The sequence below is a fragment of the Humidesulfovibrio mexicanus genome, from assembly GCF_900188225.1.
GTDB classification, from domain to species: domain Bacteria; phylum Desulfobacterota; class Desulfovibrionia; order Desulfovibrionales; family Desulfovibrionaceae; genus Humidesulfovibrio; species Humidesulfovibrio mexicanus.
The window spans coordinates 15,782-28,456 of sequence record NZ_FZOC01000009.1 but is presented as its reverse complement, the minus strand read 5'-3'; the positions used below and the strand labels follow the sequence as shown (position 1 = coordinate 28,456).

The window sequence follows — 12,675 nt, the reverse complement described above, 5'->3', positions numbered from 1 at the left end:
TTACTTGCCGCCCACGTTCACCCCGCCCACGGCGCTGTCGGCGCTGGTGTTCTGGCCCACGGACTGGGAATGGACCTTGTCCACGGCTCCGCTCACCCGCACGTCGCCGGTGCGGGCATCGGGGTGGATGGTCACGGAGTGGACCACGGAGCGCGCTTCGGCGTTCCGGCCCTCGGCCTGGGTGGACACCTTGCCCACCTTGCTGGAGACCGCGAGGTCGGATTCGTGCACCTGGGCGGCCAGCCCCGCCGCCGGGAGGGCAAGAGCTGCGGCCAGGCAAAGGAAAAGCATGTGAAACTGTGTCCAGTTCCCTGCAGCATCCGGCTTGTGGACGGGCAAGGCGTTCATGGCGTTCCTCCTCTCAAACGTTGTTTGAGGGTCTCCTGCACGGACGGCTGGGGGGCACAAGGTAATGACAAATGCTAGCACGCGCCGGAAAGCGTTGCAATGCCCCACGGCCAGCTTCTTCCTGCGTGTTGTTTCGTGTGCTCGCCTTGACAACAGTGTTGCGTCATTATACGTACATGGTATGCTGGAATAGCTTCCAGCGATACACGTAACGGACGGGCGTCCAGCCCCGGCGCAAGGCAGCGTCGGCGGGTGCGGCGTCCGGGGGAGGCGGCCATGAAGCGTCTTGCAGCGGTCATCCTGGGCATGAGCCTGGCGCTTGCCGCCGGAGGCCCGGCCCTCGCCAAGGACATGGACGACAAGATCGACAACGACGACGGCTTCGAGTTCGACAACACCCTCAAGAAGGGCACCAACGTCAAGTACGAGAAGGTCAAGGCCAAGTCTCTGGCCAAGCGCCAGCAGGGCGGCGCCATCGAGGCCGGATCCGGCGACACCAACGTCAACAGCGCGGTCGTGGGCGGCAACGTCTACGGCGACATCGTCATCATCGACGAAGGCAAGGGCGACAAGAACATCATCAAGGGAAAGTAGCCGGGAGCAGGCCCGGCGGGCCAAGCCCAAGGAGACGCTCCATGAACACCCGCGCCAGCATCGCGGCCATTTTGGCCATGGCATTGCTCCTGGTTTCGTGCAAACAGCCCTCGCCCACCCTCCCGGTGGAGCCGCCCAAGGCCCAGGAGACCACCTACACCGGTGCGCTCAAGCGCTTCGGCCGCCTGACGCGCGAGTTCCGCGTGGGCACCCTGCGCGTGCAGACCACCCAGGTGCAGGACGAGACCGGCTCCTCCCAGGCCAGCGGCGCGGAAATCCCCTTCGACATCACCAAGATGATCATGAGCGCCATCAACAGCATCGGCGGCAGCATCGTGTTCATCCCCTACGACCCCATCTACATCAAGAACCAGGCCGCGCTGAACATGACCACGCTGGAGGGCAAGGTGAAGCCCGACGTGGTGCTGAACGGCGGCATCACCGAGTTCGACCGGGCGCTGGAGTCCGGCAGCTCCGGGCTGGATTTCGGCGGCCAGTTCGGCGCGGGAAAGAACTCGCCGGGCGTGGATTTCGGCAAGCAGGACCGCGATTCCGTGTCCAGCATCACCATCGACCTGAACGTCACGGACGTTGAGACCATGGTCATGGTGCCGCGCGTGCAGGCCGTGAACACCATGCGCGTGTTCAAGGCCGCCAGCGACCTGGACATCGGCTTCTCCATCTTCGGGGCCACCTTCGGCTACAAGAGCAGCGTCAAGAAGATCCAGGGCCGCCACGCCGCCGTGCGCGTGCTGGTGGACCTCTCCGTGCTGGAGACCTTGGGCAAGTACCTGAACCTGCCCTATTGGAAGTGTGTGGACCAGGGCGCCAAGCCCGACCCCGTGGTGATGGAGAACGTCCGCGAACAGTTCGCCCTGGCCGACCAGCAGGGCCGCGTGCGCATGATCCAGAACCTGCTGTACGTGTACGGCTACCGCAGCCTGCGCAGCACCGGAACCCTCGATGCGGAGACCGGCGCGGCCATCCAGGCCGTGAGCGCGGCCTACGGTTTCCCGGCCGCCAGCCTGGACGAGGATTTTTATGAGAATCTGTTCCTGAACGCCCCCGTGCTGGGCGAGAAGAGCCGCGTGGCCGGAAGCGGGGCCGTCGCCGCCCAGGCTACGGCCGGACCGGCCCTGGTCAGCCGCGCCCCGGCCCAGTCCACCCAGCCCGGCGTGCCCCTCTCGGTGCAGATCAAGACCGACAAGGCCGTGTACAAGCAGGGCGAAAAGATCCGCATCACCCTTTCCGGCAACAAGGATTTCTACGGCAAGATCGTCTACGTCACCGCAGACGGCCAGACCGTGCAGCTTCTGCCCAACGGGCACCGCAGCCTGGACTTCTTCAAGGGCGGGCGCAGCTACACCGTGCCCGAGGACTCCGACGGCTTCTCCCTGGACGTGGCCCCGCCCTACGGCGCGGAGCGCATCGTCCTGTACGCCAGCGAGTCGCGCCTGCCAGCGGTCAAGACCCGCTCCCTGGGCGAAACCGGGATGCTCAGCGTCGAGGGCGGCGCGCAGGCCCTCAAGGGCTTGAGCCGAGGCATCAAGATCAGCGAGGCCAAGCCAGCGGCCCCGCCCGTGCCCACGGAGGCCAGGGAGGCCGCTCCGCCCATGAAGCCCCAGCAGGCCCCCGGCGCCTCCGCCGAGGTGGTGGAGCAGAGCGTGCTGATAACCACCAAGGCCAAGTAAGCGGCGAACGCCCCCCGCGGGGGAACCCCCTCCCCCTTGCGCATACGGAAGAGAAGGCCATCGAACCCGCAAATTCAGGAGGAGACCATGAAGAAGTTCGCACTGAGCATGATCATCGTGCTGGCCAGCACCGCGCTGGCTTTCGCCGCCGCCAAGACCGGCGACATCACCGTGGACAGCAAGGTGGGCAACGTGACCAACGTGGCCTCCGGCCAGAACGTGGAGGCCAAGACCAACGTGCATTCCGTTGATGTGAAGGACGGCGCCAAGACCGGCGACATCACCATCAAGGGCAAGGCCGGCAGCGTCACCAACGTGGGCTACGGCCACAACGTCAAGAGCGAGACCAACGTCGGCAGCGTCAAGGTCGGCGGCAAGTAGGACATGTCATGGCGGGAGGGGGCGGCCACAAACCGGGCCGTCTCCTTCCGCGAACGACCCGCGTTCGCCCGCCAGGGGCAACGGCCGATGCCCGCATTCGGGCAGGGAGGCGCGCATGAAGACCCGTTTCGCCGTATCGCTGTTGTGTTGCGCGGCCGTGTTGGCCGGGTGCAACGCCGCCATGAAGGGCACCAGCGCCCTGCGCGCCGGAAACTACGCCGAGGCCATCGCCGACTTCCAGGCCCAGGCGGCCGCGGATCCCGCCAACTGGCAGGCACGCGAGCTGCTGGGCTACGCCTACCTCAAAAGCGGCGACGCCGCGCGCGCCATCCCCGAGCTGGAGCGCGCCCTGGCCCAGGAGCCCAAGGCCAGCATGTGCCACGTGTACCTGGGCTGGGCTTACGTGAAGCTTGACCAGCAGGACAAGGCGCTTGCGGCCTGGCGCGCCTTCAACGACCCCGGCAAGCCGCTGGTGGCGCAGGAGGTGGGCCGCCTCATCACCCTGGTGGAAATAGAGCAGAGCAAGAAGCTGGCCCGCAAGGCCCTGGCCGCGGAGGGCCAGCGGTCCCTTGCGGCCGCCAAGGACAACTCCTACGCCGTGTTCAACTTCGCCATAGCGGGCAGCGGGCAGGAACTGGTGCCCCTGCAGAAGGCGCTCACCGCCATGACCATCTCGGACCTGGCGCAGATCAAGGGCATAAGCGTGGTGGAGCGCGCGCGGATGCAGGCCCTGCTGGACGAGCTGGCCCTCGGCGCAACAGGCGCTGTGGATCCGGCCACTGCCCCCAGGGCGGGCCGGATGCTCGGCGCGGAACGGCTGGTGGTTGGCAGCATGAACGATGCTTCGGGCAAGCTGGGCTTGGCCAGCAGCGTGGCCTCCACCAGGCAGGGCGATGTGGTCGGCTCCTTCGGGCTGAGCGAGGCCAAGGAAAAGTTTTTCGAGCTGCAAAAGCAGGTTCTTGCGCGCATCGTCGAGGTGAACAAAATCCAGCTCGACCCGGAGCAGGGACGGACGCTGTTGCGCAGCTACCACACGCGGAGCTTCGAGGCCACCGTGGCCTACGGCCAAGGGCTCGACGCGCTGGACAAGCAGGACTGGCTTGCGGCCCAGGAGCATTTCGCCCGCGCGGCGAAGCTCGACTCCAGTTTCATGCTGGCGCGCCTGGCCAGGGACCATGTTCCCGTGGGCGTGACCATCACAATCGGCCAGCAGTCCTCGGGCGATGTGGTGGGCCAGCGCATCGAGGCCGCCAGCGCGGCCCAGGGCGTGCTGCCCACCAGCACCACGCACCCGGTGGTCACTCCGGCCACGCCCACCTACACGCCGCCGCCGGTGATCCGCAGGCACGGCTGCTAGCCAAGCCAGGAGGGCACAGAAGAAAAGCCGGGAGGTTGGCCTCCCGGCTTTTGCTGTTTTTGGGGCGGGCGGCGCTTGGGTCCCCGGAGCCTATCTCCGGAGACCCGCGCGCAGGTGCGAGGGAGGGTGGGTGTGACAGGAGGGATCAGGCCACGAGGCGTGCGGCCTGGTAGATGACGACGGCCACGGCGTAGGCCAGGACGGTGTTGAAGACCATGGAGAAACCGGCCCACTTCCAGCCGACCTCCTTGGCCATGGCCACCACGGTGACGAAGCAGGGCGCATAGAGGATGACAAAGGCCATGAGGGCCATGGCCGCGGCCTTGGAGAAGCTGTCGTCCGCCGCGATCTTCTCGGACAGGGGGGCGGCGTCCTCGGCGTCCACCTCGCCCAGGGCGTAGGCGGTGCCCAGGGTGGAGACCACGACTTCCTTGGCCGCGAACCCGCCGATAAGGGCGATGTTCACGCGCCAGTTGAATCCGGCCGCCTCGCTGATGCCCTCCAGGGCCACGCCGGCGCGTCCGGCGAGGGAGTTGCGCAGCTCGGCCTCGGACTTCTCGGCCTCCACCGCGGCGACGGCCTCGGCAAAGGGGTCTGCGGGCTCTTCGCCTTCCGCGACTTCGGTCGTGGAGGCCGCGGCGGCGGGAGCTGCGGCTTCGGGAGCTGCGGCTTCAGGGGCTGCGGCTTTGGCGGCCTCGGCCTGGGCCTCGATGGCGGCGATGCGCTCGTCAAAGGGCGCGGCCTGGTCCTCGGGCAGGGCAGGGAAGGTCATGGCCGCCCAAAGGATCACCGAGATGGCCAGGATGACTGTACCGGCCTTGCGGATGTACGCCCAGCTGCGCTCCCAGGTATGGATGCACAGGCCGCGCAGGGTGGGCATACGGTACGGGGGAAGCTCCATGACAAAGGGGGTGCTTTCGCCCTTGACTATGGTGGAGCGCAGAAGCCTGGCCACCAGCAGGGCTGCGGCCCAGGCGCTGAAGGTCACGGCGCTCATGATGGCGGCCTCTTCGCCGGGGAAGAAGGCCGCGGCGAGCATCAGGAACACGGGCACTTTTGCGCCGCAGGTCATGAAGGGAGCGACCAGCAGAGTGGCCAGCTTCTCCTTGGGGCTTTTCAGGGTGCGGGCGGCCATGACGCCGGGCACGGCGCAACCGCCGGCGATGCCGCCGGAGATGATGAAGGGCAGCACGCTGATGCCGTGCAGGCCGAACACCCGGAACACGCGGTCGAGCATGTAGGCCATGCGCGCCACGTAGCCGGAGTCCTCCAGGGCGGAGAGCAGGAAGAACATGATCATGATGAGCGGCACAAAGCCGAGCACGCCGCCCACGCCGCCGATGGCGCCGTCCACGATGAGGGAGCGCAGCAGCCCGTCGGCCATGGCGCCGGTCACCGTGTCGCTCAGCCAGCCGAAGCCGTCTTCCAGCCAGCCCATGGGGTACTCGCCCAGCACAAAGGTGACGGTGTAGAGCAGATAGATGATGACGCCCATGATCACCGGTCCGGCCAGCTGGTGGGTGAGCAGCTTGTCCATGCGGTCGGAGAGGCGGATGCGCTTGGCGCGGTCCTCGGGGTAGCGCACCACCTGTTTGGTGATGCCCGCTATGAACCCGTAGCGGTAGTCGGCGATGATGCCGTCCGGCGTGGCCTTGAGGGTTTTCTTGAGGTGCTGCGCGACCTTGTCCACCAGGGATTCCAGGCGGGCCGAGGTGCTGGCGTCCTGTTCGCGCCCCTGGCGGATGACCGAGGAGTCGGCCTCCAGGTACTTGATGCCCACCCAGCGGGCGGGGCCCTTGGCGGCCAGCAGCCCGGCCTTCTCGATGATGGCCTCCATCTCGTCGAGCACGGGATCCAGGTCCATGCCGTAGGAAATGCGCAGGGGCTCGGCCTTGCCGTTGGCGCCCTTGGCGATGCGCACCGCCTCGTCCAGCAGCTGGTGCTTGCCCTTGCCCTCGCGGGCCACGGTCTCCACGGCGGGGCAGTTCAGCAATGTGGAAAGCAGGCCCACGTCGATGTCTTTGCCGCCCTTGCGCACCTCGTCCATCATGTTGAGGGCCAGCACCACCGGCACCCCAAGCTCCATGATCTGCACGGTGAGGTACAGGTTGCGCTCCAGGGCGTCGGCGTTCAGCACGCTGATGACCGCGTCGGGCTTGTCGTCGGTGAGAAAGTTGCGCGCGGCCTTCTCCTCCTCGGAGTAGGCCGTGAGGGAGTAAGTCCCCGGCAGGTCCACAATGTCAAGGACGGTTTCGCCCTGGCGGATGACGCCGCTTTTCTTTTCCACGGTGACGCCCGGCCAGTTGCCCACATGCTGGTGGGCCCCGGTGATGGCGTTGAACATTGTGGTCTTGCCGCAGTTGGGGTTGCCGGCAAGACCGATGGTGATTGTCGTTGACATGGCGGTTACTCCATCGGCTCCACGGTGATGTGGTCGGCCTCTTTGTTGCGCAGGGTCATGGTGAAGTCGCGCAGGCGCAGGGCCACGGGATCGCGCAGCGGGGCCTTGCCCACGACGGTGACCTCTGTTCCGGGCACAAGGCCCATGTCGCGTACCCTGCGACCCAGTTCGCCGTCGGCGTCAATGGAACAGATGCGCATTCTTTGGTTCAACTGCGCGTGGCGCAACGATAGACACGAATCCATGGAACCCTCCTCTGCGAATGCGCGGGAACACCCCCGCGCGGTTCAACATGCCTGGTCTTCCCGGCGCGGAACGCCGAACCCATTGGGGTGTTTCCGGTCGGCCAGCCCGGCCATTCCGGAACGTCCGCAAGAATTCTTGCCGACGCACCCGTCTTCATGAACAAGGGTCCGCCTGCCGAGCGTGGTTTGAAACCGCCACAGGGTCAGGCACACCCCCAGGGCGATGGTGAGATAGACCAGTATCTCCTGCCACATGCCGCTTGCTCCTTTGCGCGGCACGCCCACCCGGGCCTGTGCCGTCGGAAAGGTTCTATTGAAAATGATTTTCGATGTCAATGATTGGCGCGGAAAAAGACGCGGCACGCCGTTGGCATGACGGACGCTGCCGCCTGACAATCCTTGCGTTTCTAAACGGTTGCGAATGGATTGCCGTATGTTGCGCTGCAAGACGAAGGGTGAAACCGCCGCCGGAAGGCTGGCGGGGATGTCGGCGGCGGAAGAGGATGAAAATCAGAATCAGTTGCAGGCCGAGCTAGAGCCGCGCAACGACCTTGGCCAGCATGTCCATGAACCGGGCCAGTTCCTCCGGGGCAAGGGCGCCGGCCATGTCCTGGCTCAGCTGGCCGTGCAGGGCGTGGTGCTCCTTGAACAGCCGCCGTCCCTCGGGGGTCAGGCCCACCTGGATGGAGCGGCGGTCCTGGGGATTGGGGATGCGCTCCACCAGGCCCGCGCGCACCAGCCGATCCACCAGCACGGTGAGGGAGCCGGTGGTGATGCTCATCTTGCCCGCCAGTTCCTTCATGCGCATTTCGCCGCCAGAGCCGAGGATCTCCAGGGTATGCATCTGCTGCAGGGTGATGCCCGTGCCGCGCACCACATCCTGTTCCCAGGAGGAAAAGCGTTCGTAGAATTCGATGAGCAGTCGCGTGAACGCGTCGGTGCGGCGCTCCTCTTCGTCGGCGCCGCAGGCGCCCGCATGGGCGTTCTGGCCGGTCATGTCGTGTCCTCCTAGGCGTTGGGTGCGGTCTCCGGGGCCGGGGTGCGGTCCTTGTACAGCAGCAGGCTTGCGGAAGCCAGCACCACGAGGATGGAGCCCGCGTTGTGCAGCAGCGAGGCGGCGATCGGGGAGAGCAGGCCGCTCATGCCGCCGTACACGGCCACGGTGTTGGACAGAAGCCCCAGGCCGATGTTCATCTTGATCACCATGAGCATACGGCGCGAGAGGGAGACCACGAAGGGCAGGCGGGTGATGTCGTCGCGCGTGAGGGCCATGCCCGCGGTGTCCAGGGCCACGTCCGTTCCCGCCGCTGCCATGGCCACGCCGAGGTCGGCGCGGGCCAGGGCGGGCGCGTCGTTCACCCCGTCGCCCACGAAGAGCACGCGGCGGCCGTGACGCTGGTGCGCGGCGATGACCTCGCCCTTGTCGCCGGGCTTGAGGCTGGGCCTGGCGTCCGCAAGGCCCAGGGAATCGGCCATGCGCCGCACGGCCGCTGGTTCGTCGCCGGAGAGCATTTCCAGGCTGGTGATGCCGAGTGAACGCAAGGCGTCCAGGGTGCGCCGCGCGCCAGGCCGGGGCGTGTCCGTGATGGCGAGCAATCCCAGGGGCGCGCCATCGGCCAGCACCACCAAAGCCGTGGCTCCGGCCGCGCGCATGGCGTCCAGGCGTTCCGCCAGCTCCGGCGGCAGGGTGCGCCCGGCGAGCAGGGCCGGGCCGCCCACCTCGATTGCGCGGTGTGTTCCGTTCATGACCAGCCGCCCCCGCACCCCAAGGCCCGCTTCGGCCACAACGCCCTGCGCCTCCGGAATGGCGAGGCCGCGCGTTTCGGCCGCGCGCAGCACGGCCCGGGCCAGCGGATGCGCGGCGTGGCGTTCCACCCCGGCGGCGGCGGACAAGAGTTCGTCCAGGCCAACCCCCGCGGCGGGAGCGGCCTCGTCCACGCGGGGCTGGCCCAGGGTGAGGGTGCCGGTCTTGTCGAACAGCGCGGCGTCGGCCGTGGCGGCGGCTTCCAGCTGCGCCCCGCCCTTCACCAGCACCCCGGCGCGCGCCGCGCGCGCCACCGTCGCCACCGTGGCCGTGGGCGCGGCCAGCAGCAGCGCGCAGGGGCAGCCCGCCACCAGCACCGCCACGGCCCGCGAGGGATCGCCGCTTGCGGCCCAGGCCAAACCGGCCAGGGTGAGCACCAGGGGCGTGAACCAGCGCGCATAGGAGTCCACGAAGCGCACGGCCTCCGGCTTGTGGGCCTCGGCCTCCTCCACCAGCCGCATGACGCGTCCCAGGGTGCTGTCCGCGCCGATGCGCGAGGCGCGCAGCTCCAGCACGCCGTTGTGGTTGAGGGTTCCGGCCAGCAGGGTGTCGCCGGGACCGCGCTCGACGGGAATGGACTCGCCGGTGATGCTCGACTCGTCCACCGCGGCCGTGCCGGAGAGAAGCTCGCCATCCACGGGGATGCGCTCACCCGGGCGCACCAGCAACCTGTCGCCGGGCCGGATGCCCTGCACGGGCATGGTGCGCGGGCCGTCCTCGCCGATCACCGTGGCCTCCTCCGGGGTCATGGCCGCCAGCGATTCTATGGAACGCCGGGCCGAGTCGCTGATGGCCTCCTCCAACTGGGAGCCCAGGGCCATGATGAAGGCCACCACGGCGGCGGTGAGCACCTCGCCCTGGATGAGCGAAGCCGTGATGGCCAGCGCCACCAGCTCGTCCACGTTGACGCGGCGCTGCAAAAGCCCCTGCGCCGCGCCCCAGACGATGGGCAGCCCGTTCACCGCCACGGCGGCCAGGCCGAGCGCCATGGCCGCCCAGGCCGGTTCAAGCCCGCGCTCCGCCCACGCCCAGGAAAGCAGGGCCAGTGCACCGCCCGAAAGGCATTGGAGCACCTCGCGTTTGCGGAACAGCTCGCGGTATTCGCCAAGGTGGGAAAAGCGTCCAATCATTTGGGGGGCTCCTTGTCGTTTGATGTGATGGCTTTTTAGCTTTAAAAATATTTGAGTGTCAAGTGAAGTTGATGCGACAAACGTGCGCCATTTGACCCGCAGCGTGGACAGTTGTGCGGAAACAGGTATTGTGGGGGTGAATAGGGCCGTAGCCGAACGGGCGGGTGGAAAATACAGTGCGGCCCCTTGCCGCATGGTTTCAGATGGTTACACTCAGTCGACGGATGTCGGCTGAGTGCAGTCGGCCAGTGGGCCGCTGCGTCGTCGTGAAACAAGGAGCGTTCCATGCGCATCGCACAGTCCATGGCCGAACTCATCGGCGCAACGCCGCTGGTGCGGTTGAACAGGCTGGCCGCCGGGCTTTCCGCCCAGGTTCTGGCCAAGCTGGAGTCCCGCAACCCCGGCGGTTCCGTGAAGGACCGCATCGCCGCCTCCATGATCGAGGCCGCGCTGGCGGACGGGCGCATCACCCCGCAGAGCCTCATCGTGGAGCCCACCAGCGGCAATACCGGCATCGGGCTGGCGCTCATCTGCGCCATACAGGGCCTGTCGCTTGTGCTCACCATGCCGGAGAGCATGAGCCTGGAGCGCCGCAAGCTGCTGGCCGGATACGGGGCGCGGCTGGTGCTGACCCCCGCGGCCGAAGGCATGACCGGGGCCATCCGCAAGGCTGAAGAGCTGGTGGCCGCCACGCCGGGGGCCTTCATGCCCATGCAGTTCGCCAATCCCGCCAACCCGGAAGCGCACCGGGCCGCCACGGCCCTGGAGATCTGGGACGATACCGACGGCGGCGTGGACTGCTTCGTGGCCGGTGTGGGCACGGGCGGCACCATCACCGGCGTGGGCCAGGCGCTCAAGGCTCGCAAGCCCGGCCTGCGCGTGGTGGCCGTGGAGCCCAGCGACTCGCCGGTGCTCTCCGGCGGTGCGGCCGGGCCGCACAAGATCCAGGGCATCGGCGCGGGCTTTGTGCCCCAGGTGTTGGACACCGGCGTGTATGACGAGGTGTTCCCCGTGACGGCACAGGACGCCTTCGCCACGGCGCGCCGCCTCATGCGCGAGGAGGGGATCAGCTGCGGCATCTCCTCCGGAGCCAACGCCTTCGCCGCGCTGGCCGTGGCCGCCCGACCGGAGATGGCGGGCAAGACCGTGGTGTTCATCGTGTGCGACACCGGGGAGCGCTATCTGTCCACCCCGCTGTTCGCCGAGGGGGAGGAGGGCGCATGAGCGAAGACGCCGCGCCCGACGCGAACGCCGCCAACCTGGACAAGGACGCCGTGCTGGCTGAGACCGTGGCCCGGCTGTGCGCGCCAACGGCCTGCGAGGCCGCCTGCCACCACGTCAACCGCGACCAGCCCATGCCCTCGCTGGAGGTGCTGGCCGAGGTGGTGGAGCTGCTGCGCGCGGTGCTGTTCCCGGGTTTTTTCGGACCGCCGGACGTGAGCGGCCGCACCATGCCTTTTTACGTGGGCAGTGCGCTGGACCGCGTGGTGAAGCTGCTGTCCGAGCAGATCAACCGGGGGTATTGCTTTGTGTGCACCAGGGACAGGCGCGAGCCCTGCCTGGACTGCGCGGAGCGGTCCCGCGCGGTGGCGCTGCGGTTCGTGGAACGGCTGCCCAGGGTGCGCGAGCTGCTTTCAAGCGACGTGCAGGCCGCCTTTGACGGCGACCCTGCGGCAAAGAGCCCCGGCGAAACCATTTTCTGCTATCCCAGCATCAAGGCGCTCACCAACCACCGCATCGCCCACCAGCTGCACCATCTGGGGGTGGACATCATCCCGCGCATCATCGGGGAAATGGCGCACTCGGACACCGGCATCGACATCCACCCCGGCGCGCACATCGGCCCGCGCTTCTTCATCGACCACGGCACCGGCACGGTCATCGGCGAGACCTGCGTCATCGGCAGCAACGTGCGGCTGTACCAGGGCGTAACCCTGGGAGCCAAGAGCTTCCCCAAGGACGACACGGGCTCGCGCCTGGTGAAGGGCCTGGCCCGGCACCCCATCGTGGAGGACGATGTGACGGTCTACGCCGGGGCCACCATCCTGGGCCGGGTCACCATCGGCCGGGGCGCGGTCATCGGCGGCAACGTGTGGGTCACCAGCGATGTGGCGCCGGGCGCGCGCGTTGTGCAGGCGCGCGCGCCCGAGCAGTTTTTCATCAGCGGCTCTGGAATATGACGCTGGACGTTGCGGCTGGGGAGAACCGATAATTTGTTGCGCGTTGCGGTGGAAAAGACTTGAATTATTTGTGGCAGACGCGTAATGATTGGCGACAGTTGGCGTGTTTAAACAGTGGAGAGCACAGTGAGCCAGGACTGCATATTCTGCAAGATCATCGCCGGGCAGATTCCCTCGGCCAAGATCTATGACCAGGGCGGGGTGTACGCCTTTTTGGACATCGCCCCGGTGAACAAGGGCCACGCGCTTGTGGTGCCTAAGAAGCACTACGCGACCTTGTTCGACCTGCCCGACGACCTGGGGCGCGAGATGCTCGCCGCCCTCAAGAACGTCGGCCGGGCCGTGATGACGGCCACCGGCGCCAGCGGACTGAACGTGGGCATGAACAACTACGAGTCCGCCGGACAATTGGTGCACCACGCGCACTTCCACCTTATTCCGCGCCACGACGGGGACGGGCTGACCCTTTGGACCCAGCACGCCTACGAGAGTACGGAGGAAATGCGCAAGCTCGCCCAGGCCATCGCGGCGGCTCTGGGCTGAA

At 67.4% G+C, this 12,675-nt stretch carries 13 protein-coding genes; 7 read left to right on the top strand and 6 right to left on the bottom strand.

Features of this window, described 5'->3' with window-relative positions:
• Window positions 1-348 (bottom strand): hypothetical protein, encoded by a 348-nt coding sequence (locus CHB73_RS15170; RefSeq protein ID WP_089275455.1) that lies wholly within the window; start codon window positions 346-348, stop codon window positions 1-3.
• Window positions 349-624: 276 nt separating this feature from the next.
• On the opposite strand from CHB73_RS15170, the gene CHB73_RS15165 reads away from it, so the two are divergent.
• The 4 genes from CHB73_RS15165 to CHB73_RS15150 all read left to right on the top strand — a co-directional run bounded on the left by CHB73_RS15165 (window position 625) and on the right by CHB73_RS15150 (window position 4,371).
• A complete protein-coding gene (locus tag CHB73_RS15165; protein WP_089275454.1) occupies window positions 625-942 on the top strand; it encodes a hypothetical protein in 318 nt (105 codons plus the stop codon).
• Between the two features lie 41 nt (window positions 943-983).
• Window positions 984-2,633 carry a DUF4384 domain-containing protein gene (locus CHB73_RS15160; RefSeq protein ID WP_089275453.1) on the top strand — a complete coding sequence of 550 codons (1,650 nt, stop codon included), beginning with the start codon at window positions 984-986 and terminating at the stop codon, window positions 2,631-2,633.
• Between the two features lie 87 nt (window positions 2,634-2,720).
• On the top strand, window positions 2,721-3,014 hold the full coding sequence (locus tag CHB73_RS15155; protein WP_089275452.1) for a hypothetical protein: 294 nt from the start codon (window positions 2,721-2,723) through the stop codon (window positions 3,012-3,014).
• A 115-nt stretch (window positions 3,015-3,129) separates the two neighbouring features.
• Window positions 3,130-4,371 (top strand): tetratricopeptide repeat protein, encoded by a 1,242-nt coding sequence (locus CHB73_RS15150; protein WP_089275451.1) that lies wholly within the window; start codon window positions 3,130-3,132, stop codon window positions 4,369-4,371.
• Between the two features lie 145 nt (window positions 4,372-4,516).
• Here the strand turns inward: CHB73_RS15150 and feoB are convergent, their stop codons facing one another.
• The 5 genes from feoB to CHB73_RS15125 all read right to left on the bottom strand — a co-directional run bounded on the left by feoB (window position 4,517) and on the right by CHB73_RS15125 (window position 9,951).
• Window positions 4,517-6,772, bottom strand: a complete 2,256-nt coding sequence (gene feoB, locus CHB73_RS15145; protein WP_089275450.1) for a ferrous iron transport protein B — start codon at window positions 6,770-6,772, stop codon at window positions 4,517-4,519.
• A gap of 5 nt (window positions 6,773-6,777) precedes the next feature.
• Window positions 6,778-7,017, bottom strand: a complete 240-nt coding sequence (locus tag CHB73_RS15140; protein WP_089275449.1) for a FeoA family protein — start codon at window positions 7,015-7,017, stop codon at window positions 6,778-6,780.
• Window positions 7,018-7,059: 42 nt separating this feature from the next.
• A complete protein-coding gene (locus CHB73_RS16595; protein WP_143337419.1) occupies window positions 7,060-7,464 on the bottom strand; it encodes a hypothetical protein in 405 nt (134 codons plus the stop codon).
• A gap of 85 nt (window positions 7,465-7,549) precedes the next feature.
• Window positions 7,550-8,014 carry a MarR family winged helix-turn-helix transcriptional regulator gene (locus tag CHB73_RS15130; protein ID WP_089275447.1) on the bottom strand — a complete coding sequence of 155 codons (465 nt, stop codon included), beginning with the start codon at window positions 8,012-8,014 and terminating at the stop codon, window positions 7,550-7,552.
• A gap of 11 nt (window positions 8,015-8,025) precedes the next feature.
• Entirely contained in the window at window positions 8,026-9,951 is a 1,926-nt protein-coding gene (locus CHB73_RS15125; protein ID WP_089275446.1) for a heavy metal translocating P-type ATPase, read from the bottom strand.
• 285 nt (window positions 9,952-10,236) lie between these two features.
• Between CHB73_RS15125 and cysK the strand changes: the two genes are divergently transcribed.
• From cysK to CHB73_RS15110, 3 genes are all read left to right on the top strand, one after another.
• Window positions 10,237-11,175, top strand: a complete 939-nt coding sequence (gene cysK / locus CHB73_RS15120; RefSeq protein ID WP_089275445.1) for a cysteine synthase A — start codon at window positions 10,237-10,239, stop codon at window positions 11,173-11,175.
• Window positions 11,172-12,131 (top strand): serine O-acetyltransferase EpsC, encoded by a 960-nt coding sequence (epsC, locus tag CHB73_RS15115; protein ID WP_089275444.1) that lies wholly within the window; start codon window positions 11,172-11,174, stop codon window positions 12,129-12,131. The genes cysK and epsC overlap by 4 nt, the downstream gene beginning before the upstream one ends.
• A 126-nt stretch (window positions 12,132-12,257) precedes the next feature.
• Window positions 12,258-12,674, top strand: coding sequence for an HIT family protein (locus tag CHB73_RS15110; RefSeq protein WP_089275443.1), 417 nt, complete (start codon window positions 12,258-12,260; stop codon window positions 12,672-12,674).
• Window position 12,675 lies beyond the last annotated feature (1 nt).